Origin of the sequence: Haematobacter genomosp. 1 (assembly GCF_002196855.1) — a bacterium.
Lineage (GTDB): Bacteria > Pseudomonadota > Alphaproteobacteria > Rhodobacterales > Rhodobacteraceae > Haematobacter.
Map to the genome: position 1 here is coordinate 36,593 of NZ_NIPW01000034.1, position 19,951 is coordinate 56,543.

Genomic DNA, 19,951 nt, shown 5'->3' on the forward strand with positions numbered 1-19,951 from the left:
GCGCGGCTACCTTTCGGGCGGAACAATAAAGGAGAAATCCATGCAGATCATCTGGCTTGGCCATGGCGGCTGGCGCATCGAGGTCGAGGGCGCGGTTCTGCTGGTGGACCCGTGGCTGACCGGCAACCCGATGTTCCCGGAGGGCCGCCGCGCGGATGCCATCAGGGGCGCGACCCACATCGTGCTGACGCATGGCCACAACGACCATACCGGCGACATGCTCGCCATCGCGGGGGAACTTGGCATCCCGCTGGTTGGTATCCCCGAACTGATGGGCTATTTCGCGGAGCGTCACGGCTGCAAGACCATCGACTTCAACAAGGGCGGCACGGTCGATCTGAACGGCGCAAAGGTGACGATGGTCAACGCCACGCATTCCTCCTCCATGACCGTGGACGGCCAGACGATCTATGCCGGCACGGAATCGGGCTATGTCATCGCGGGCGAGGGGCGGACGATCTATTTCTCCGGCGATACCGATGTGATGGCCGACATGAAGATCATCGCGGATCTGCATGCGCCCGATATCGGCATCCTCTGTGCGGGCGGACATTACACGATGGACATGACCCGTGCCGCCTATGCCGCGAAGACGTTCTTCGATTTCTCGCTTGTCCTGCCCAGCCATTACCGGACCTTCCCGCTGCTCGCGCAGGATGCCTCGGTCCTGCAGGCCGGCCTGCCCGGCGTGACGGTGCATGAGCCGGAAGTGCTGACCCCCGTGCCGCTCTGACATGCGCCTCTTCCGACGCGCCCCTCGTTCCGATCCAAGGAGGAACCCCATGTTCGATCTGACACGCCGCCTTCTGCTCGCCGCTGGCCTGAGCTTGGCTAGCCTGCCTGTTCACGCGGCGGAGCCGGTGGTGGTCTTTGCGCCCACCAGCCTCAAGGCATCGCTCGACCTCGCCGCGGCGGAGTGGGCGCGGACGAGCGGGGAGCGGGCGCTCATCACCTATGGGGCCAGCTCGGAACTGGCGCGGCAGGTGGCGGAGGGCGCGGATGTGGATGTGTTCCTGTCCTCCGATGCGGAATCCATGGACCTGCTGGATGCGGGCGGGTTCATCGCGGAGGGCAAGCGGTTCGACCTGCTGGGCAACACGCTCGTGCTGATCGGCGGGCCGGGGCATACGGATCCCGTCCCGCTCGAAAGCCCGGATGCCGCCAGACTTCTGGCCGAGGGCAAGGTGGCTTTGGCGGCAGAGGGGTTGCCGCTTGGTGACTACGGGCGCGAATCGCTCCGCCATCTCGGGGTCTGGGAGATGGTGGAGCCGCATCTGCTGACCGCAGAGACGGAGCCGGGGGTGGTTGCTGCCGTCGCCGAGGGGCAGGCGGCCTATGGCGTCGCCTATGGCACGGATGCGGTCGCGCAGAAGGCGGTGACCATCGTTGCCACCTTCCCGCCGGAAAGCCACGCGCCGATCTTCTATCCGATCGCGGTGATGAAGGAGCCGCCCCATCCTTCCGAAGCGGATGGCTTCGTCAGTTTCCTGTCCTCCGAGCCGATCCGTGCGCTGTTCGAGGCGCATGGCTTCGTGTCGATGCACTGAACGGCGCGGGTCGCGGGCGGCAGGTTTCCCGGTCCCTGCGCCCGCCTTGATGCAGGCGGCCGGACTTCCCGGCCCCCTGCGCCCGCGTTGATCTGAAGACTTTCGGCAGCGGACCGGGCGTGCTCTGCCCAAATGGGGCTGAAAGCACCTCTGCCGAAAGCCGGATGAGAGGACTGCGCGCTCTCACATTCTGTTTCGCCCGGCACAGGCTGCATGTTTCGTTCGGCACAGGCTGCCGCGTCACCCGCCGAGCCGTGTCGTGACCTTCCAGCCGTCGCCAACGGGCGACAACCGCCAGTTCCCGGCGGCGATGGCGGTGCCCCGCGCTGTCCGGTAAGGGGCGATCCGAATGTCCCAGCCCGTGCCCTGCCGCTCTGCCATGGCAGGGGCGGTGCTGCCGTCGGAAAATTCCGCCAGCGTATCGCCCACGGCCTCCGCCAGTCCGACGCGACAGCCCGGATAGGCGTGGCTGCCGGCGAAGCGCAGGATCACTTCCGCGCGGCCAGCGCGTCGATCAGCCCGCGCACGGGTTCGAGGTTGTAGCCATAGCGCGACGGCGTCGCGATGATGTCGTCCGTGGCGAGATTGCCCGCCTCCGTCAGCGCCCACATGATGGACGACCGGTTGCCGGAGGCGCAGTAGGCCAGCACCGGCCCTGTCGCCGCCTCCCGTGCGGCGGCCTGCGCCGTCACGTTGTCCTCGGTGAGCGCGCCGCCGATCACCGGGTTTTCCACGAAGGTCAGTCCGGCTGCCTCCGCCGCGCGGCGCATCTCGTCGTTACGCAGCTCCGGCGGGTTCTCCGCATCCGGGCGGTTGGAGATGATGGTGGTATAGCCCGCGTCCTTGATCGCCGGAATGTCGGACGGGTCGATCTGGGGCGAGACGGCGTAGTCGTCAGTCAGGGCGCGGATATCCATGGTGTTCTCCTTGATCCTTGCCCGCAGCATACGGATGGGGGCAGCAGGCGCAACGCCCGCGGCCCCCGCCCGGTCAGTTCAATACGACCAGCGCGTGACGCTTCCGCCCCGCGGTGAGCTTCACCGGCTCCGCAAGATCGGCAGGCGCGAACATTCGCCCCGCATCGGCCTCCGCCGCGTCGTTGACGCGCAGGCCACCCTCGGCGATCAGGCGTTTCGCATCCTTGCCCGATTTCGCCAGCCCCGACCGCACGACGAGCTGGGCCAGCGTGATACCCTCGCCCACTTCCCCGCTTTCAAGCGCGAGCGTGGGCAGATCGTCCCCGATCCCGCCTTTTTCGAATACCTCGCGCGCCGTGGCCTCCGCCGCCTCCGCCGCCTCCGCACCGTGAAGGAGCGTGGTGACCTCGTTGGCGAGGATGATCTTCGCGCCGTTGATCTCCGACCCCGCGAGCGCCCCCAGCCGCTCGCATTCCGCGACCGGCAATTCGGTGTAGAGCTTCAGGAACCGGGCCACATCCGCGTCCGTGGTATTCCGCCAGAACTGCCAGAACTCGTAGGGTGAGAGCATCTGCGCGTTCAGCCACACGGCGCCGCCCGCCGACTTGCCCATCTTCCGCCCGTCCGATGTCGTGAGCAACGGCGAGGTGAGACCGTAGATCTCCTCGTCGATCACCCGGCGCGTCAGGTCGATGCCGTTGACGATGTTCCCCCACTGGTCCGACCCGCCCATCTGCAGCAGGCAGCCATACCGGCGGTTCAACTCCAGAAAGTCATAGGCCTGAAGGATCATGTAGTTGAATTCGAGGAAGGAGAGCGACTGCTCCCTGTCCAGCCGCGACTTGACCGATTCGAACGACAGCATCCGGTTCACCGAGAAATGCCGCCCGATGTCCCGCAGGAACTCGAGGTAGTTGAGGTGATCCAGCCATTCGGCGTTGTTCAGCATCAGCGCGCCGTTCCCCGCCTCCCCGTAGGAGAGGTAGCGGGAGAACACCTGCTTCATCCCGGCGATGTTCTCGTCGATCCGCTCGGGGGTCAGCAGCGGGCGTTCCTCGCTGCGGAAGGAGGGATCGCCCACCTTGGTGGTGCCGCCGCCCATGAGCGTGATCGGCTTGTGCCCGGTTTTCTGCAACCAGCGCAGCATCATGATGTTGAGCAGATGCCCCACGTGCAGCGACGCGGCCGTCGCGTCATAGCCGATATAGGCGGGCACGATCCCCTTCACCAAAGCCGCGTCCAGCGCCTCGTAATCGGTGCAGTCGGCGACATAGCCACGCTCGATCATGACGCTCAGAAAATCGGATTTCGGTTGGAAGGCCATTGCCCTTTCATCCTCTCTTGTCTGACATGGATCCCAAGGCTCACCCGTGGTGCCTCTCCATGTGCCGTCGCCTATACCGCCGGGCGGCTGCAAGGGAAAGCGTCATGGCGGCGCGGAACGGTTTCGGAGGGGTCATGGACCGGATGATGACAGCGCTCGGCGCGATGTCGGGAACCTCGCTCGACGGGGTGGATGCGGCGACGGTCGTGACGGATGGCGAACGGATAGAGACCTTCGGCCCCTCCGCCTACCGCCCCTATACCGAAGTGGAGCGGGACGTTCTGCGCGCCGCGCTCGGCCGCTGGCCCGGCGAGCCGGGGGTGGCGGAGGCTGCGCGGGTGGTGGAGGCCGCCCATGCAGCGCTGATGTCCCCGCTGGCGGGGGAGGTCGCTGGCTTTCACGGCCAGACGCTGGCCCATGATCCCGGCGGGCGGGGGACACATCAGGCAGGCTCGGGCGCGGCGCTGGCGGCGGCGCTGGCCCGCCCGGTGATCTGGGACTTCCGCTCCGCCGATGTCGCGGCAGGCGGGCAGGGGGCGCCGCTCGCGCCGTTTTTCCATTTCGCCTGCGCCCGCTGGGCGGGGGAGCGGGAGCCTGTGGCCTTCCTGAACCTTGGGGGTGTCGGCAATTTCACCTGGGTCGATCCGCGCCGCCCCGCGCCGGAGGCCGAAGGCGCGCTCCTTGCCTTTGACACCGGGCCCGCGAATGCCCCGATCGACGACTTTCTCCGCCAGCGCCGGGGCGCCACGCGGGATGAGGGGGGCGCACTCGCCGCCTCCGGCACGGTGGATGAGGCCGCTGTGGCGGCGCTGCTGGCCCATTCCTATTTCGCACAGAGACCGCCGAAGTCACTGGACAGGAACGGCTTTCCTGGGCTTCTGCCCTCGGTCGAAACGCTGTCCGATGCGGATGGGGCGGCGACGCTGTCGGCTGCGGTTGCGGCGACTGTCGCGGCGGGCGCCCGGCATTTCCCGACGCCCGTCTCGCGCGTGCTGGTGACCGGGGGCGGGCGGCACAATGCAACGCTGATGCGGATGCTGGCAGAACGGCTTGGCACGCGCGTCGCACCGGTGGAGGATGCGGGCCTCGACGGCGACATGCTGGAGGCACAGGCCTTCGCCTTCCTCGCCGTCCGTGTGCTGCGTGGCCTGCCGCTCTCCGCGCGGATGACCACTGGCGTGCCGCGGCCTGTGACAGGCGGCCGGATCAGCCGCCCGGATGCGCGGGCCGCCTGAGCGGCTGGAGACGGGTTCTGGGGTGCCCATGCTCGGGAAATCGGTCGAGGCTGTGTCGATCTCGGAATACGTGAACCTGTCCAAAACCGTTTCCTCCGAAGGGCGACGCAAGAAACGATGAACTCCGCAGGTCAACTCGACCGCTATGGAACAATACGGCTACACTACCTGACGGGGTTTTGACACGGCCTCGGTCCCCGAATGACCCGGCTGGACCCGAAATCAGTAGATTTCCGACCGGATTTCCTCAGATTGCCAACGATCTCCGCTCCGACGCAGACCAAGGGCCTCCTTCAGCAGCCTGCTAACCGCCGATATCGAAGCCAGGAGGCGCGAGCTCGAACCCTGCGAAGGTGAAGCCGGGGCTGACGGTGCAGCCGGCCAATGTCCATGCGCCGGTGGAACGGGCCGCCTGCCAGTGGCCCGCGGGGACGATGCATTGCGGGCTGTCTCCCGCCAGCACATCCGGGCCGAGGCGCAGGTGCCGCGCCGGACCTTCCGCATGTTCGGAGAGGGAGAGGGTGAGCGGCGCGCCCGCATGGAAATGCCAGATCTCCGTCGCGTTCACCCGGTGCCAATGGCTCCGCTCGCCCGCCCGCAAAAGAAAAAGGATCGCGGTGCCTGACGGGCGTTCCCCCGTCGCGGCCTCCGCGATCCATGTCTGACGGAACCAGCCGCCTTCCGGGTGCGGGGCAAGGCCGAGCGCCGCGATGATCCGCTCCGCATCGTCCATGCCCCTGCCGCCTTACTTCAGGATGGAGCGGCCGGCATATTCCGCCGTCTCGCCCAGCATCTCGTCGATACGGAGGAGCTGGTTGTATTTCGCCAGCCGGTCGGACCGGGCGAGCGAGCCGGTCTTGATCTGGCCGCAATTGGTCGCGACGGCGAGATCGGCGATCGTCGCATCCTCCGTCTCGCCCGAGCGGTGCGACATGACGGAGTTGAACCGCGCGCGGGTCGCCATATCGACAGCGGCAAGCGTTTCGGTGAGCGTGCCGATCTGATTGACCTTCACCAGCAGAGCATTTCCGCAGCCCTTGGCGATCCCCTCGGCCAGACGCACGGGGTTGGTCACGAACAGGTCGTCGCCCACCAGCTGCACCTTGTCGCCCAGACGGTCGGTGAGCAGTTTCCAGCCTTCCCAGTCGTCCTCGGCGCAGCCGTCCTCGATGGAGATGATCGGGTAGTCGGCGCAGAGGGCGGCGAGGTAATCGACGTTCTCGGCGGCGGAAAGCGACTTGCCCTCGCCCTCCAGCTCATACTTCCCGCCCTTGAAATACTCGGTCGAGGCGCAATCGAGCGCGAGGAAGATGTCCTCGCCCACCCGGTATCCCGCCTTCTCGACCGACTTCAGGATGAAGTCGAGCGCGTCGCGCGCGGAAGACAGCGCCGGGGCAAAGCCGCCCTCATCGCCGATCCCCGTGGACAGACCCGCCGCCGACAGTTCCTTCTTCAGCGTGTGAAAGACCTCGGACCCCATGCGGATCGCCTCGCGGATGTTCTCCGCGCCGACGGGCATGATCATGAATTCCTGGAAGTCGATCGGGTTGTCGGCATGCGCGCCGCCGTTGATGATGTTCATCATCGGCACCGGCAGGACGCGGGCAGAGGTGCCGCCCACATAGCGGTAGAGCGGCTGGGAGGTGAAATCCGCCGCCGCCTTCGCCACCGCCAGCGACACGCCGAGAATGGCATTCGCACCGAGCCGCGCCTTGTTGGGCGTGCCGTCGAGTTCGATCATCAGCCGGTCGATGGCCACCTGTTCGGTCGCGTCCTCACCCACCAGCGCCTCGGCCAGTTCGCCGTTGACCGCAGCCACGGCCTCCAGCACGCCTTTGCCGAGATAGCGCCCCTTGTCGCCGTCACGCTTTTCCACCGCCTCATGGGCGCCCGTGGAGGCGCCGGAAGGCACGGCGGCACGGCCCAGCGTGCCGTCCTCCAGGATCACGTCGACCTCGACGGTCGGGTTGCCGCGGCTGTCGATGATCTCGCGACCGATGATGTCGATGATCGTGCTCATGCCCTGTCCTTGTCCTTCCTGTGCTGCGGAACGCCGTAGAGTTCCAGCCGGTGGCCCTTCAGCCGGTATCCGAGCCGCTGCGCGATCTTTTCCTGCAGCGCCTCGATTTCCTCATCGACGAATTCGATGACTTCGCCGGTGGTGATGTCGATCAGGTGGTCGTGGTGGTCGCGCTCCGCATCCTCGTAGCGCGCGCGCCCGTCGCCGAACTCATGGCGCTCCAGCAGACCGGCCTCCTCGAAGAGCTTCACCGTGCGATAGACGGTGGCGATGGAGATCCGCGGGTCGATGGCACTGGCGCGGGCGTAAAGTTCCTCGACATCCGGGTGGTCGTCTGCCGTTTCCAGCACACGGGCGATCACGCGGCGCTGTTCGGTCAGCCGCAGGCCGCGCGCCTCACAACGGGCGATGATGCTTTCCATCCCGCAATCCTTCGGTGTTTGGGGCGGTTTAAGCGATCTGCTCCGGCCTCGCCAGCCGGATTTTCCCCGTTAGCGCGACCGAGGGCGCTAACGGGTGCGGGATGCGGCTCAGGTGCCGCAGAAGGTCAGGTGCACGGCTTCTTCCTTCAGCGGCGCGCGGGCGAGGTCGGCCTCCCCGCTCCGCACGGTGAAGGGGTCGGCAAGCGCAGCCGTCAGGCGCTCGAAGGGGGCGTAGTCCTCCGCCACGGCGGCGGCGATGGCCTCCTCCACCCGGTGGTTGCGGGGAATGATCCAGGGGTTTGCGCCGCGCATCACCTCTGCCGGGTCGCCGGTCTCCCGCGCCAGGCGTGCCTGCCAGACCGCCGCCCAGCGGTCGAAGGCCGCGCCGTCAGTGAACTCGTCGCGCGCGGTGCCCTCGGCCAGCCCCCGGAAGGTGCGGGTGAAATCGGCCTGACCCTCGGCCATGAGCGTGAGCAGCGACTGGATGAGGTCGAGATCCCCGTCTTCCGCCCCGCGCAGGCCCAGTTTCGCGCGGAACAGCCGCAGGTACTCGGCCTGATAGATCGGGGCGAAGCCGCCGAGCGCATCCTCCGCCGCCTCCACCGCCGCCTCCACCGCCGCGTCCTCCGTCCCGTCCATGATCATCAGGAGCGAGGTGCCAAGCTGCGCGAGGTTCCACAGCGCGATCTGCGGCTGGTTGGCATAGGCATAGCGCCCCTGCCGGTCGATGGAGGAGAAGACCTTGCGCGGGTGATAGGTGTCGAGAAACGCGCAGGGTCCGTAGTCGATCGTTTCGCCGGACACGGCCATGTTGTCGGTGTTCATCACCCCGTGGATGAAACCGACCGACATCCATTGCGCGATGAGCCGGGCCTGACGGTCGATCACGCCCTTCAGCAGGCCGAGCGGCCCCGCCGCTCCCGGATAGTGCCGCGCGATCACGTGTTCGGTCAGCAGGCGCAGCGCCTCCTCGTCCCGCCGGGCGGCGAAGAACTGGAAGGTGCCGACACGGATATGCGATGCCGCGACACGGGTGAGCACGGCGCCGGGCAGCGCCCCCTCGCGATAGACGGGCTCTCCCGTGGCCACTGCGGCGAGGGCGCGGGTCGTCGGCACGCCGAGGGCGGCCATCGCCTCCGAGACGATGTATTCGCGCAGCACCGGCCCAAGCCACGCGCGCCCGTCTCCCATGCGGCTGAAGGGCGTGCGGCCCGCCCCCTTGAGCTGGATGTCGAACCGCGCGCCATCGGGGGCGACGACCTCGCCCAGCAGGACCGCGCGTCCGTCGCCAAGCTGCGGCACGAAGCCGCCGAACTGATGACCGGCATAGGCCATGGCCAGCGGCTCCGCCCCCTCCGGCACGGTGTTGCCCGCAAGCGCCGCCACCCCTTCCGGGCCAGAGAGCCAGTCGGCGTTCAGCCCAAGACGCTCCGCCAGCGGGCGGTTCAGCCGGATGAGCCGCGGCGCACCCACCGGCGTGGCGGGCTGGCGGGCAAAGAACCGGTCAGGCAGACGGGCATAGCTGTTGTCGAACGGCAGGGTCATGGGCGCCTCCTTTGATCGTCTATATGGGGGCGGCGGGCGCGGGCGACACCCTCAGAACTGTTCTGACTGCTGCGCATCCAGCTTGAGGCGCATCTCGTAGGCGCGCGAGATGTGGGTTTTCACCGCCTCCGCCGCGGTATCCCCATCCCGCTGCGCGATTGCGGCGATGATCGCCTGATGCTCCTGAAGGGCCGCGTCCGCCCGCCCTTCCGCCGCGAGGGAGGTGGAGGCCAGCAGGGCCATGGAGCGGTGCACGAGGTCGAGCTGCTGGATCAGGTAGCGGTTGTGCGACGCCAGATGGATCTGGTGATGAAAGCGCCGGTTGGCGCGGGCCAGCGCGTTCGGGTCGTTGGCAAGACGGCGATCCTCCTCCACCATGGCGCGGAGAACGCGCACTTCCTCATCCGTGGCGTGGCGGGCGGCAAGACGGGCGGCCAGCCCCTCCAGCTCGGCCCGCACGGCGTAAAGTTCGGCGAGCTGGTGATGATCGAGTGAGGCCACCACCATGCTGCGCCCATCCCGGACGAGCATGGATTGCGTCTCAAGCCGTTGCAGCGCCTCCCGGATGGGCGTGCGCGACACGCCGAAACGGTCGGCAAGCTCGGATTCGACCAGCCTGTCACCCGGCCGATAGACACCGGCATCTATGGCGTCGAGGATGAGGGAATAGGCGTCTTTCGGCGGATCTTTGATGGCAGTCATGCGAATGTCTCGGAATGTCGGGGCCGAAGCTAGAGGGCGCGGTGGGCGGGGGCAAGGCCAAGCATTGCCGACAGATGTCCGGGCAGACCCCCGGGCAGACCTCCGGGCATATATCGCAGCGGACGTTGCGGCGCGGCTTTTCCGGGCTTAGACAGGTGCGATGACACGCCAACCCTCGCCTCCGTCGAACGACTTCGCCCATGTGCGCCAATGGGTGTTCGATCTCGACAACACGCTTTATCCCCCGGCCATGCGGCTTTTCGACCAGATCGAACGGCGGATGACGGAATACGTCATGGAGACGCTGGGCGTCGCGCAGCAGGAGGCGGACCGGCTGCGTCACCACTACTGGTCGCTCTACGGCACGACGCTTGCCGGGCTGATGAGCGAACATGGCGTGGAGCCGGGGTCTTATCTGACCCGGGTGCACGATATCTCCTTCGACGTGCTCTCGCCCGATCCGGCGCTCCGGGCAGAGATCGCGGCGCTGCCGGGGCGGCGGTTCGTCTATACCAACGGCTCGGCGCCCTATGCGGAACGGGTGCTGGAGGCGCGGGGGCTGTCTGGGCTGTTCGACGGTATCTATGGGGTGGAGCATGCGGGCTACCTCCCCAAACCGCAGCGCGCGGCGTTCGAGACCGTCTTCGGTCTTGCCGGCGTGACCGGAGCGGAAGGCGCGATGTTCGAGGACGATCCCCGGAACCTTCTCGCGCCCCATGAGATGGGGATGCAGACGGTGCTGGTCGCGCCGGAACGGCTGGACGCGCCGCATGTGCGTCATCACACGAACGATCTGGCCGGTTTCCTTGCCCGGCTTGCCAGCGGTCAGGGGGGCTGAGATGCAGCGCGAAAGCTTTGACGTGATGATATCGGGCGGCGGCGTTGCGGGGCTGACGGCTGCGGCGGTGTTCGGTGCCCTCGGTCTCCGCACGCTTTGCGTCGATCCCACCCCGCCCACGGTGGAGGAGGGCGACCCGGCGGCCGATCTGCGCACCACCGCTTTCCTGCAACCGGCCATTGATCTGCTCACCCGCGCGGGCCTGTGGGAGCGGCTCGCGCCCTTTGCCGCGCCGCTTTCCATCATGCGGATCGTCGATGCGGGAGGGGCGCAGACGATCCCCCGGCTTACGCGCGACTTCGACTCCGCCGATATCTCCGATCAGCCCTTCGGCTGGAACCTTCCGAACTGGCTGCTGCGCCGCGAGATGGTGGCGCGGCTGGGCGAGATGCGGAATGTCGCATTCCGCACAGGCGTGGCGACGGCAGGCGTTCTGACCCGGACGGAAGCGGCTCTGGTCACGCTGTCTGACGGGGCGCAGGTTTCTGCCCGGCTTCTGGTGGCGGCAGATGGGCGCAACTCGCCGGTCAGGGAAGCGCTGGCGATTCCCGTCCGGCGGATTTCCTATGGCCAGAAGGCGCTGGCTTTCGCCGTGACCCACCCGGTCCCGCATGGCGGTATCTCGACCGAAGTTCACCGTTCCGGCGGGCCGTTCACGCTTGTCCCGCTGCCGGACCGCGAGGGACGCCCGGCCTCTGCCGTGGTCTGGATGGAAAGCGGGCCAGAGGCGCTGCGCCTCTCCCGCCTGCCGGTGGAGGAATTCGAGGCGGAAGCGACTGAACGCTCGGCTGAAGTGGTGGGGCCGCTCCGCCTCATCACGCGGCGGAGCCTGTGGCCCATCATCTCCCAGCGGGCGGAACGGATGACGGCAGAGCGCGTGGCGCTGGTGGCGGAGGCTGCGCATGTCGTCCCGCCCATCGGGGCGCAGGGGCTGAACATGAGTCTTGCCGACATCGCGACGCTTGCCGATCTTGCTGCCGCGGATCCGGCGGGGCTGGGCGGGGCCGGGATGTTGCGTCAGTTCGCGCTGCAGCGGGAGCGCGACGTTCATCTGCGGCAAGCGGGCATCGATCTGCTCAACCGCGCCTCCATGGTCTCGGCCCGCCCCCTCCGTGACCTGCGCGCCGCGGCGCTGGGTGCCTTCTATTCCGCGGGCCCGGTGCGAAAGACCCTCATGCGGGCGGGACTCGGGGCGGGAAAGTCGCGCGACTAGCGCTGCCCGGGAAACAATGCTGCGCCCCGCGGTCCGCGTCCGCTCCCGGCGCGTTGTGGCATTTTGGCCGGTTCTGTATCGGTCACGGAGTGTTTCTGGCGTAACATTAATCAGCCCTTTCCGGGCTGCCCGAGAGCGACGACGCCCGGAATTATTCAATAGATTTCGAAAATAGCATTTTATTACAGCGTATTGAAAAGCCACGGCTGGTTCCGCTCCATCCTCATCATGCCGCGGAAACCTGCCAGTCGCAGGCTGTTTTCTCTCGGTGTGATCACAAGAGCGCGGGGGTCTGACGATAGCCCCTTGCTTCCTTGTGGGGAGGGAGTAAGTAGCCATCGCCACAAACCAAGGAGCAGTGGAATGGCATCCGCGAAACCGCCCGTCCAGCAGTCCGTTCAACAGGCTGGGGACAGCAACAATCCCGCGCCGCAGATGGGCGTGGACGACACCGGCACCGAGCAGCGTCAGGCCGCACAGCCCGCGTTCGAGACCCGCCGGAAAACGAAGTTCACCGACTGGGCATCGATCTGATCCCGGCCGGGTCGGGGGCGCTGTCGCGCTCCCCCCGTTGCGTCCAGGCGCAAAAGGAAAGGCCGCCCCGATCGGGACGGCCCTTTTCATTTCAGCGTAGGCTTTTCGGCCCGGGCTCTCAGCCGACGATTTCGAGGCCGGAGAAATAGAAGGCGATTTCTTCAGCAGCCGTTTCCGGCGCATCCGACCCGTGCACCGAGTTCTCGCCGACCGACAGGGCGAAGTCCTTGCGGATGGTGCCGTCGGCCGCGTTGGCCGGGTTGGTCGCGCCCATCACTTCGCGGTTCTTGGCAATCGCGCCTTCGCCTTCCAGCACCTGCACGACGACCGGACCGGAGGCCATGAAGCTCACCAGTTCGCCGTAGAACGGACGGTCCTTGTGGACCTCGTAGAATTTGCCGGCCTGGGCTTCGGAGAGCCAGAGGCGCTTCTGGGCGACGATCCGCAGGCCCGCCTCCTCGAAGCGCGCGTTGATCTTTCCGGTCAGGTTCCGGGCGGTGGCGTCGGGCTTGATGATCGAAAGGGTCCGTTCGATGGCCATGTCACATATCCTCTTGCCGGCGGCACCGACAGGGCGCCCCGGATTGCCGCGCCCTGCTAGCACGGGACGCCCGCGATGGGAAGCCGCGCGTCTTCCGCCTGCCGGATGAATCGCCACCTGCTGCCGTAGCGCGCCGCAGCCTTGTATTGACCCGCAGCCCTGTATTGAACGGCGCCGGATTGACAAGCCTGCGCGCAGAGGACATGCCCAACCCATGCTCAGGATCACCGATATCAGCTACAGCGTGGAGGGCCGACCGCTCTTCGAACATGCCTCGGCCACGATTCCGACCGGTCACAAAGTGGGCCTCGTCGGACGTAACGGCGCGGGCAAGACGACCCTTTTCCGGTTGATCCGGGGGGAATTGTCGCTGGAGGGCGGTGAGATCGCGCTGCCCAGCCGCGCCCGGATCGGCGGCGTGGCGCAGGAAGTGCCGTCCTCCAACGTCTCCCTGATCGACACGGTGCTTTCCGCCGATACCGAACGCGCGGACCTGATGGCGGAGGCGGAAACCGCCACCGATGCCGCGCGGATCGCCGAGATCCACACCCGTCTCATCGATATCGACGCCTGGTCGGCAGAGGGGCGCGCCTCCTCCATCCTGAAGGGGCTCGGCTTCGACGCGGAGGCGCAGCTTCGCCCCTGCTCGGATTTCTCCGGCGGCTGGCGGATGCGCGTGGCGCTGGCGGGCGTGCTGTTCTCGCAGCCGGACCTGCTGCTGCTGGACGAGCCGACGAACTATCTCGACCTTGAAGGGGCGCTGTGGCTGGAGGATTACCTGCGCCGCTATCCCCATACGGTCATCATCATCTCTCACGACAGGGAGTTGCTGAACCGGTCCGTGCAGGGCATCCTGCATCTGGACAACCGCAAGCTCACCTACTGGCAGGGCAACTACGATCAGTTCGCGCGGCAGCGGGCGGAGCAGCGGGCGCTTCAGGCGGCGGAGGCCAAGAAGCAGGAACTGCGGCGCGCCCATCTGCAAGGTTTCGTGGACCGGTTCCGCGCCAAGGCCAGCAAGGCGCGGCAGGCGCAGAGCCGTGTGAAACAACTCGCCCGGATGGAGCCGATAACGGCGCCGGAGGAGGCGAAGGCCCATGTCTTCACCTTCCCCGTGCCGGAGGAACTCTCCCCCCCCATCGTGGCGCTGGACAAGGTTTCGGTGGGCTATGACGGGCGCGCGGTGCTGAAACGGCTCGACCTTCGCATAGATCAGGATGACCGGATCGCATTGCTCGGCCGGAACGGTGAGGGGAAATCGACGCTCTCCAAGCTGTTGGCCGGAAAGCTCGCTCCGCTGGAAGGGCGGATGACGGTGTCGAACAGGCTCCGGGTCGGTTACTTCGCGCAGCATCAGGTGGATGAGCTGTATCTGGACGAGACGCCCCTTCAGCATGTCCGGCGGCTCCGTCCCGCGGAAGGGCAGCCCCGGCTCCGGGCGCGGCTGGCGGGGTTCGGCCTTGGTGCGGATCAAGCGGATACCGCCGTTGCCCGGCTCTCCGGGGGACAGAAGGCGCGGCTCAGCCTGCTGCTCGCCACCATTGACGCGCCGCATCTGCTGATCCTCGACGAGCCGACGAACCATCTGGACATCGAAAGCAGGGAAGCGCTTGTCGTTGCCCTGACGGAGTATTCGGGGGCCGTGGTGCTGGTCAGCCATGACATGCACCTGCTCAGCCTCGTGGCCGACCGGCTGTGGCTGGTCAAGGATGGGGATGTGACGCCGTTCGAGGAGGATCTGGAGGATTACCGCCGGATGCTGCTCTCCGATGACACGCGGGAGGAGCGGGCGGAGAAGAAGGCGCGTCCCAAACGCGACGAAGTTCAGACGCTCCGCCAGGAGGTCCGCAAGTCCGAGGAACGCATCGAAAAGCTGACGGAAATGCGCAAGAAACTCGATGCGATTCTGGCCGATCCCGCGCTATATGCTCCCGAGCGTGTCGCCGATGCCCGCAAGTGGCAGGCCAAGAGCCTTGAGGTGGCGGAGGGTCTGCAACGCGCGGAGGCCCTCTGGCTGCAGGCGCTGGAACGGCTGGAGGCGGCGGAAGGCTGAGGGTCTCGACGGGCGGGAACCCCGAAAGTTTGGAGGCCGCAAAGGCTGAGGGAGCGGGTGGATGACCCTGACGGCGATCATTTCGGCCTTCGTCACGCTGTTTGTCATCATCGACCCCATCGGGCTTGTCGCGCCGTTCATCACCCTCACCGCCGGGATGAGTGCGCAGGAGCGCCAGCAGGTCGCCCTGCGCGCCAGCATCACGGCCATCATCATCCTCGCGGCCTTCGGACTGCTGGGGGAGCCGCTGCTCTCCGCCATCGGCATCTCGATGCCGGCATTCCGCATCTCCGGGGGATTGCTGCTGTTTCTTACCGCGCTCGACATGCTGTTCGAGCGGCGGACGGAGCGGCGTGTGCGCAATGCCGATGAGCCGACGCCCGATCCCTCGGTCTTCCCGCTCGCCATCCCGCTGATCGCCGGGCCGGGGGCGCTGACGACGATGATCCTGCTGATGGGCGAGTCCGGCACAGGCATACTGGACATGGCCATCATCCTTCTGCTGATGGTGGCCGTGGTGGCGATCGTCTATCTGCTGTGCCTGGCCTCCGGGTGGATCGCGCTGCGTCTCGGCCCGACCGGGATCATGGTCGCCACGCGGCTGTTCGGGATGCTGCTCGCGGCGCTTTCGGTGCAGTTCGTGATCGACGGCATTCGCCAGATGGGGCTGCTGACGGGGCTATAGGTCGCAGGGACTGGCCGCCGCCCGGGCGGGACTTATGTCAAATCCCGGCAACGGAGGAGCAGGGTTGAGCGGAAACGACGCCGGACAGTTCATCTATCTCATGCTGCTTCTCGCCGCCGTGGGGGGAAGTTTCCTGCTGCGCCGCCGCGGGGAAGGGATGACGCTCCTGCGCCATGCGGCGCTCTGGGGGCTGATCTTCTTTGGCGTGCTGGCGGTCATCGGGTTGTGGGGCGACATCCGCTCCACCGTCATGCCGCGCCAGCAGGTGATGGAGGACGGCGCCCGGATAGAGGTACCGCGCGGGCGGGATGGTCATTTTCACCTGACGCTGGAGGTCGATGGAACGCCCGTCTCCTTCATCGTCGATACGGGCGCGTCCAACGTCGTCCTTTCGCGCGAGGATGCCCGCGCCATCGGTCTGGACCCGGATGAACTCCCCTATTTCGGGCAGGCGATGACGGCAAACGGCCTCGTGCGCACAGCCCGCGTCCGGTTGGAGGAGGTGCGCTTCGGACCGCATGCGGAACGTAACGTCACCGCATGGGTGAGTGAGGGCGAAATGCCGGGATCGCTGCTCGGGATGGACTACCTGCGCCGCTTCGAGCGGCTGGAGATCGCGGGCGACCGCATGATCCTCACGCGTTGACAGGCGGGGAGGCGGGCGAGGCGGGAGCGGGCGCGTCGAAGATGCCATGCGCGGTCTTGTCCCAGTAGAACGGGCGTGAGGCGAGCTCGTAGATGGCCTTTGCCGCCGCGAGCGTCGCCAGCGGGTGGTAGAAATGCAGCGTCGGGACGAAAGGCAGCAGAAATCGCCGCCCCGGCACGGCTACCGCCAGCATCCCGCAGACCATGTTCAGCACCTCGGCTCCGAAGAACAGCGTGAGCAGCGCCGTGGTGCCTGCGGGCGACAGCATCCCCGACAGGGGATGACCAAGGCCCAGTGCAAGCGCCCAGAAGCTCCAGAGCACGGGCGCCAGCAGGGGTTGGGCCACCGCGCCCGCAAAGATCAGCTGCATCCCCCAGAACCCCCGCCAGCCCAGATCGCGGCGGAGCTTGCCAGGATCGCGCATATGAACCGCCCATGTGATCGCGTGGCCCTTGATCCAGCGAGAGCGCTGCCGGACCCAGGGGAGCGCGCGGCAGTTCGCCTCCTCCTCCGTCACGGTCGGAAGAACCTCCGTCCGATAGCCGTGGCGGGTGAGGCGGATCCCCAGATCGGCATCCTCGGTCACGTTGTGGGCATCCCAGCGGCCAAGCGCCTCCAGCGCGTCGCGCCGCATGAACAATGTCGTGCCCCCGAGCGGAAGCGGCAGGCCGAGGCGCTGCAATCCCGGCAGGATCACACGAAACCAGCTTGCGTACTCCACGGTAAAGCAGCGCGCGAGCCAGTTCGTCCGCGCGTTGTAATAGTCCAGCACACCCTGCAGACAGGCGACCTCCGGCGGGGCCTCGTAAAACCGCCGCACGATCTGGTTGATCTGGTCGGGATGGGGGGCATCCTCCGCGTCATAGACACCGACAATCGATCCGCGGGCGAAATCCAGGGCGAAGTTCATCGCGCGCGGTTTGGTCCTGAGCGGTCCGTCGGGGACCGTGACGATCCGCATCCAGGGCGGCAGATCGGCTTCGGCAAGGGCCTTGTGTGTCTGCCGGTCCCGCTCCTCCAGCACGAGGATGACATCAAGCAGCTCCCGCGGGTAGTCGATCCGCCCGAGCCGTGCGAGCAGGCGCGGTGCGATATCCTCCTCCCGGAACATGGGCACGAGCAGGGAGACGACGGGGAGCCGCATCAGCGGAACTTCAACATCGGCGGTGGCGGCAGGCCGGCGCTCGGCCAGCAGAGACGGCAGCCGTGCCGCGAGAGCCGCCAGACGGAGCACAGTGCTCGCGGCCAGCACCAGCAGCGCGACGGCGGCCAGAATGCCCACCACGAGCCGGGGTGACGTTGCGAGCAGCAGGATCATGACCATCGCGACACCGAGGCCGAGCCGGGCCAGACGCTGTGGCCGCCAGTTCCGGCAGCTCTCCTCCTCTCCCACCGTCGATTCGGCCTGATCGCGCAGCTCCTCCCGCGCGGATCGCAGCACGGCTTCCTCGATCGCCGGGGCGGAGGCGAGGGCGAGGGCGACGGGGCCGTAGAGCGTCACCAGCTCTTCCCGCCGCCTGTAAAAGCGGTCGGGCCGGGAGGACAGCACGATGGTCACGCCGCCTGCCCGCCGCCAGGGCAGCAGGCCCTCCCGCAGACAGCGCACGGCGCCGAAGGTATGGATCAGCCGGGCGTCCGGGCGCTCCGCCAGCGGATCGACGATCCGGGCGTTGGATTGATCGGCAAAGGCCGCGAGAAGGGTCGGCTCCGACACGAGGCCCCGCGCCAGCAGGGTATCGGGAAGGTCCGCCTCCTGCCGGGCGAGCAGCGCTTGCGCCCGAAAGAGGTCGGGCGGCAGCAGAGTGCCCTTGCCAACCAGCAGCGCACCGATTTCGGGCCGCCCCTGCTGCGGCGCGGGTTGAGGACGTGAGCGAACGGCCCGAAGCGGTGTGACGGACATGCTGACCCCCCGTGTAACAGGGGGTCAACTTCCGTCTATCAACCTTAACGCGAAGTTAACAGAAACCGATCAACTCGATTTTTTGTGACGGATCGCTGCGGTGAAACGGTCGAACAGGTAGTAGCTGTCCTGCGGGCCGGGGCTGGCTTCCGGGTGATACTGAACGGAAAAGACCGGGCGGTTCTTCACGCGGATGCCGCAATTGGAGCCGTCGAACAGGCTGACGTGCGTTTCAATCACCTCCGCAGGCAAGGTCTGGCTGTCCACGGTGAAGCCATGGTTCATGGAGGTGATCTCCACCTTGCCGGTCTCCAGATCCTTCACCGGATGGTTCGCGCCATGGTGGCCGTGGTTCATCTTGACCGTCCGCGCACCAAGCGCCAGCGCCAGCATCTGGTGCCCGAGGCAGATGCCGAAAATCGGCAGGTCACGTTCCAGCACTGCCTGAATCATCGGGACGGCATAGACACCGGTCGCCGCGGGATCGCCGGGACCGTTGGACAGAAACACACCATCGGGGTTCAGCGCCAGCACATCCTCCGCCGTCGCCGTAGCGGGCAGAACCGTCACATCGCAGCCCGCAGAGGCAAGGCAGCGCAGGATGTTCCGCTTTGCGCCATAGTCGATGGCGACGACCTTGGCCCCCGGCCCGTCGCGCCGGGTATAGCCTTCGGACCAGGCCCAGAGCTTTTCGTCCCAGCGATAGCTCTGGGCGCAGGTGACGTCCTTGGCCAGATCGAGCCCCACAAGGCCCTTCCAGCCCCGCGCCTTGGCGACCAGCGCGGCCACGTCGAAGTTGCCATCGGGATCATGGGCGAGCGCGACATGCGGCGCCCCCTGCTGGCGGATGGCGCGGGTCAGGCGGCGGGTGTCGATCCCGCCGATGCCGATCCGCCCCTTGCGGCGGAGCCAGTCCGTCAGCTCACCCGTCGCACGCCAGGAGGAAGGTTCGGTCGGATCCCATTTCACCACCATGCCGGCGGCAACGGGTTCGGCGGTTTCGTCGTCATCGGCATTGACGCCGACATTGCCGATATGGGGAAAGGTGAAGGTTACGACCTGTCCGGCATAGGACGGATCGGTCATGATCTCCTGATAGCCGGTCATCGCGGTGTTGAAGACAAGCTCCGCCACCGTCTCGCCGGTCGCGCCGAAGCCTCGCCCGTAGAACACCGTGCCATCGGACAGGGCAAGGCATGCGGTCGGGCGGCTCTGGGGGGACAGACCGGTCATGAGACGACTCCTTCGGAAAATCTGCGGGAAACTAGGCAAACCTCTCGGCAGGGTCAAGGCGATCACGCCCGTTGTTTCCGCGCGGGTGCGAGTATATCTGAAACCTTTCGCGAACAGCCACGGGTAACAGCCATGCAGCTCCGAGACCTGATCTCCCAGCACCTCAAGGATGCGATGAAGAACCGCGATGCCGCCCGGCTCTCCGCGCTCCGGCTCATCAACGCCGCGATCAAGGACAGGGACATCGCGCTCCGCGGGGAGGGGAACGACCAGGGCGCAACGGATTCCGATATCCTCGCCATTCTGGGGCGCATGGTGAAGCAGCGTCAGGAAAGCGCGCGCGCCTATGAGGAGGGCGGTCGGCTCGAACTGGCGGAGAAGGAACGGGCCGAGATCACGGTGATCGAGGAGTTCCTGCCCCGGCAGCTTGACCCGGAAGAGGTCGAGAAGGCCATATCCGATACGATCACGGACCTCGGCGCGACATCGGTGCGCGACATGGGCCGCGTGATGGCGGCATTGAAGGCGAAATATACCGGGCAGATGGATTTCACTACGGTCGGCCCGAAAGTGAAGGACCGGCTGGGCTGAGGCCC

Annotated in this window: 21 protein-coding genes; 10 read left to right on the plus strand and 11 right to left on the minus strand. The window is 66.9% G+C overall.

Annotated elements, in window-relative coordinates:
* Positions 1 to 40 precede the first annotated feature (40 nt).
* Entirely contained in the window at positions 41 to 733 is a 693-nt protein-coding gene (locus CDV49_RS16320) for a metal-dependent hydrolase (RefSeq protein WP_088216472.1), read from the plus strand.
* A 49-nt stretch (positions 734 to 782) separates the two neighbouring features.
* A complete protein-coding gene (modA, locus tag CDV49_RS16325) occupies positions 783 to 1,547 on the plus strand; it encodes a molybdate ABC transporter substrate-binding protein (RefSeq protein WP_179209243.1) in 765 nt (254 codons plus the stop codon).
* A 240-nt stretch (positions 1,548 to 1,787) separates the two neighbouring features.
* Here the strand turns inward: modA and CDV49_RS16330 are convergent, their stop codons facing one another.
* The 3 genes from CDV49_RS16330 to tyrS all read right to left on the minus strand — a co-directional run bounded on the left by CDV49_RS16330 (position 1,788) and on the right by tyrS (position 3,788).
* Complete coding sequence (locus CDV49_RS16330) at positions 1,788 to 2,039, minus strand: hypothetical protein (protein WP_088216474.1); 252 nt, start codon at positions 2,037 to 2,039, stop codon at positions 1,788 to 1,790.
* The gene (locus tag CDV49_RS16335) at positions 2,036 to 2,464 is read right to left on the minus strand and encodes a TIGR01244 family sulfur transferase (protein ID WP_088216475.1); all 429 of its coding nucleotides are present in this window, start codon (positions 2,462 to 2,464) and stop codon (positions 2,036 to 2,038) included. The genes CDV49_RS16330 and CDV49_RS16335 overlap by 4 nt, the downstream gene beginning before the upstream one ends.
* 73 nt (positions 2,465 to 2,537) lie before the next feature.
* Positions 2,538 to 3,788 carry a tyrosine--tRNA ligase gene (gene tyrS / locus CDV49_RS16340; protein WP_088216476.1) on the minus strand — a complete coding sequence of 417 codons (1,251 nt, stop codon included), beginning with the start codon at positions 3,786 to 3,788 and terminating at the stop codon, positions 2,538 to 2,540.
* 104 nt (positions 3,789 to 3,892) lie between these two features.
* On the opposite strand from tyrS, the gene CDV49_RS16345 reads away from it, so the two are divergent.
* Complete coding sequence (locus CDV49_RS16345) at positions 3,893 to 5,023, plus strand: anhydro-N-acetylmuramic acid kinase (RefSeq protein ID WP_256947379.1); 1,131 nt, start codon at positions 3,893 to 3,895, stop codon at positions 5,021 to 5,023.
* Positions 5,024 to 5,327: 304 nt separating this feature from the next.
* On the opposite strand, the gene CDV49_RS16350 is transcribed toward CDV49_RS16345, so the two are convergent.
* From CDV49_RS16350 to CDV49_RS16370, 5 genes are all read right to left on the minus strand, one after another.
* On the minus strand, positions 5,328 to 5,756 hold the full coding sequence (locus tag CDV49_RS16350; RefSeq protein ID WP_088216477.1) for a cupin domain-containing protein: 429 nt from the start codon (positions 5,754 to 5,756) through the stop codon (positions 5,328 to 5,330).
* A 12-nt stretch (positions 5,757 to 5,768) separates the two neighbouring features.
* On the minus strand, positions 5,769 to 7,043 hold the full coding sequence (gene eno / locus CDV49_RS16355; RefSeq protein WP_088216478.1) for a phosphopyruvate hydratase: 1,275 nt from the start codon (positions 7,041 to 7,043) through the stop codon (positions 5,769 to 5,771).
* Positions 7,040 to 7,465 carry a Fur family transcriptional regulator gene (locus CDV49_RS16360; protein ID WP_088216479.1) on the minus strand — a complete coding sequence of 142 codons (426 nt, stop codon included), beginning with the start codon at positions 7,463 to 7,465 and terminating at the stop codon, positions 7,040 to 7,042. The genes eno and CDV49_RS16360 overlap by 4 nt, the downstream gene beginning before the upstream one ends.
* Before the next feature lie 108 nt (positions 7,466 to 7,573).
* Positions 7,574 to 9,010 carry a protein adenylyltransferase SelO gene (locus tag CDV49_RS16365; RefSeq protein WP_088216480.1) on the minus strand — a complete coding sequence of 479 codons (1,437 nt, stop codon included), beginning with the start codon at positions 9,008 to 9,010 and terminating at the stop codon, positions 7,574 to 7,576.
* A 51-nt stretch (positions 9,011 to 9,061) separates the two neighbouring features.
* The gene (locus CDV49_RS16370) at positions 9,062 to 9,712 is read right to left on the minus strand and encodes a GntR family transcriptional regulator (protein ID WP_088216481.1); all 651 of its coding nucleotides are present in this window, start codon (positions 9,710 to 9,712) and stop codon (positions 9,062 to 9,064) included.
* Between the two features lie 160 nt (positions 9,713 to 9,872).
* On the opposite strand from CDV49_RS16370, the gene CDV49_RS16375 reads away from it, so the two are divergent.
* The 3 genes from CDV49_RS16375 to CDV49_RS20530 all read left to right on the plus strand — a co-directional run bounded on the left by CDV49_RS16375 (position 9,873) and on the right by CDV49_RS20530 (position 12,297).
* Positions 9,873 to 10,550, plus strand: a complete 678-nt coding sequence (locus CDV49_RS16375) for a pyrimidine 5'-nucleotidase (protein ID WP_088216482.1) — start codon at positions 9,873 to 9,875, stop codon at positions 10,548 to 10,550.
* Between the two features lies 1 nt (position 10,551).
* Complete coding sequence (locus tag CDV49_RS16380; RefSeq protein WP_088216483.1) at positions 10,552 to 11,763, plus strand: UbiH/UbiF family hydroxylase; 1,212 nt, start codon at positions 10,552 to 10,554, stop codon at positions 11,761 to 11,763.
* 363 nt (positions 11,764 to 12,126) lie between these two features.
* On the plus strand, positions 12,127 to 12,297 hold the full coding sequence (locus tag CDV49_RS20530) for a hypothetical protein (RefSeq protein ID WP_179209244.1): 171 nt from the start codon (positions 12,127 to 12,129) through the stop codon (positions 12,295 to 12,297).
* A 118-nt stretch (positions 12,298 to 12,415) separates the two neighbouring features.
* Here CDV49_RS20530 and ndk read toward each other — a convergent pair whose 3' ends face one another.
* Positions 12,416 to 12,838 (minus strand): nucleoside-diphosphate kinase, encoded by a 423-nt coding sequence (ndk, locus tag CDV49_RS16385; protein ID WP_035708607.1) that lies wholly within the window; start codon positions 12,836 to 12,838, stop codon positions 12,416 to 12,418.
* A gap of 214 nt (positions 12,839 to 13,052) precedes the next feature.
* Between ndk and CDV49_RS16390 the strand changes: the two genes are divergently transcribed.
* From CDV49_RS16390 to CDV49_RS16400, 3 genes are all read left to right on the plus strand, one after another.
* Positions 13,053 to 14,891 carry an ABC-F family ATP-binding cassette domain-containing protein gene (locus CDV49_RS16390; RefSeq protein ID WP_088216484.1) on the plus strand — a complete coding sequence of 613 codons (1,839 nt, stop codon included), beginning with the start codon at positions 13,053 to 13,055 and terminating at the stop codon, positions 14,889 to 14,891.
* A 61-nt stretch (positions 14,892 to 14,952) separates the two neighbouring features.
* Positions 14,953 to 15,576, plus strand: a complete 624-nt coding sequence (locus tag CDV49_RS16395) for a MarC family protein (RefSeq protein WP_088216485.1) — start codon at positions 14,953 to 14,955, stop codon at positions 15,574 to 15,576.
* 64 nt (positions 15,577 to 15,640) lie between these two features.
* Entirely contained in the window at positions 15,641 to 16,222 is a 582-nt protein-coding gene (locus CDV49_RS16400; RefSeq protein ID WP_256947380.1) for a retropepsin-like aspartic protease family protein, read from the plus strand.
* On the opposite strand, the gene CDV49_RS16405 is transcribed toward CDV49_RS16400, so the two are convergent.
* Together CDV49_RS16405 and carA are read right to left on the minus strand one after the other, a co-directional pair.
* Positions 16,212 to 18,122 carry a glycosyltransferase family 2 protein gene (locus CDV49_RS16405; RefSeq protein WP_088216486.1) on the minus strand — a complete coding sequence of 637 codons (1,911 nt, stop codon included), beginning with the start codon at positions 18,120 to 18,122 and terminating at the stop codon, positions 16,212 to 16,214. The genes CDV49_RS16400 and CDV49_RS16405 overlap by 11 nt on opposite strands.
* A gap of 69 nt (positions 18,123 to 18,191) precedes the next feature.
* Positions 18,192 to 19,355: a glutamine-hydrolyzing carbamoyl-phosphate synthase small subunit gene (gene carA, locus CDV49_RS16410; RefSeq protein ID WP_088216487.1), complete on the minus strand. Its 1,164-nt coding sequence runs from the start codon at positions 19,353 to 19,355 to the stop codon at positions 18,192 to 18,194.
* Between the two features lie 132 nt (positions 19,356 to 19,487).
* On the opposite strand from carA, the gene CDV49_RS16415 reads away from it, so the two are divergent.
* Positions 19,488 to 19,946: a GatB/YqeY domain-containing protein gene (locus CDV49_RS16415; protein ID WP_088216488.1), complete on the plus strand. Its 459-nt coding sequence runs from the start codon at positions 19,488 to 19,490 to the stop codon at positions 19,944 to 19,946.
* Positions 19,947 to 19,951: the final 5 nt, after the last annotated feature.

What these genes read in the sequence shown, in the direction of transcription:
- CDV49_RS16320 (WP_088216472.1), top strand. Translation starts at nt 41, where the DNA reads ATGCAGATCATCTGGCTTGGCCATGGCGGCTGGCGCATCGAGGTCGAG.
- modA (WP_179209243.1), top strand. Translation starts at nt 783, where the DNA reads ATGTTCGATCTGACACGCCGCCTTCTGCTCGCCGCTGGCCTGAGCTTG.
- CDV49_RS16335 (WP_088216475.1), bottom strand. Translation starts at nt 2,464, where the DNA reads ATGGATATCCGCGCCCTGACTGACGACTACGCCGTCTCGCCCCAGATC.
- tyrS (WP_088216476.1), bottom strand. Translation starts at nt 3,788, where the DNA reads ATGGCCTTCCAACCGAAATCCGATTTTCTGAGCGTCATGATCGAGCGT.
- CDV49_RS16345 (WP_256947379.1), top strand. Translation starts at nt 3,893, where the DNA reads ATGGCGGCGCGGAACGGTTTCGGAGGGGTCATGGACCGGATGATGACA.
- CDV49_RS16350 (WP_088216477.1), bottom strand. Translation starts at nt 5,756, where the DNA reads ATGGACGATGCGGAGCGGATCATCGCGGCGCTCGGCCTTGCCCCGCAC.
- eno (WP_088216478.1), bottom strand. Translation starts at nt 7,043, where the DNA reads ATGAGCACGATCATCGACATCATCGGTCGCGAGATCATCGACAGCCGC.
- CDV49_RS16360 (WP_088216479.1), bottom strand. Translation starts at nt 7,465, where the DNA reads ATGGAAAGCATCATCGCCCGTTGTGAGGCGCGCGGCCTGCGGCTGACC.
- CDV49_RS16365 (WP_088216480.1), bottom strand. Translation starts at nt 9,010, where the DNA reads ATGACCCTGCCGTTCGACAACAGCTATGCCCGTCTGCCTGACCGGTTC.
- CDV49_RS16370 (WP_088216481.1), bottom strand. Translation starts at nt 9,712, where the DNA reads ATGACTGCCATCAAAGATCCGCCGAAAGACGCCTATTCCCTCATCCTC.
- CDV49_RS16375 (WP_088216482.1), top strand. Translation starts at nt 9,873, where the DNA reads ATGACACGCCAACCCTCGCCTCCGTCGAACGACTTCGCCCATGTGCGC.
- CDV49_RS16380 (WP_088216483.1), top strand. Translation starts at nt 10,552, where the DNA reads ATGCAGCGCGAAAGCTTTGACGTGATGATATCGGGCGGCGGCGTTGCG.
- CDV49_RS20530 (WP_179209244.1), top strand. Translation starts at nt 12,127, where the DNA reads ATGGCATCCGCGAAACCGCCCGTCCAGCAGTCCGTTCAACAGGCTGGG.
- ndk (WP_035708607.1), bottom strand. Translation starts at nt 12,838, where the DNA reads ATGGCCATCGAACGGACCCTTTCGATCATCAAGCCCGACGCCACCGCC.
- CDV49_RS16390 (WP_088216484.1), top strand. Translation starts at nt 13,053, where the DNA reads ATGCTCAGGATCACCGATATCAGCTACAGCGTGGAGGGCCGACCGCTC.
- CDV49_RS16395 (WP_088216485.1), top strand. Translation starts at nt 14,953, where the DNA reads ATGACCCTGACGGCGATCATTTCGGCCTTCGTCACGCTGTTTGTCATC.
- CDV49_RS16405 (WP_088216486.1), bottom strand. Translation starts at nt 18,122, where the DNA reads ATGTCCGTCACACCGCTTCGGGCCGTTCGCTCACGTCCTCAACCCGCG.
- carA (WP_088216487.1), bottom strand. Translation starts at nt 19,355, where the DNA reads ATGACCGGTCTGTCCCCCCAGAGCCGCCCGACCGCATGCCTTGCCCTG.
- CDV49_RS16415 (WP_088216488.1), top strand. Translation starts at nt 19,488, where the DNA reads ATGCAGCTCCGAGACCTGATCTCCCAGCACCTCAAGGATGCGATGAAG.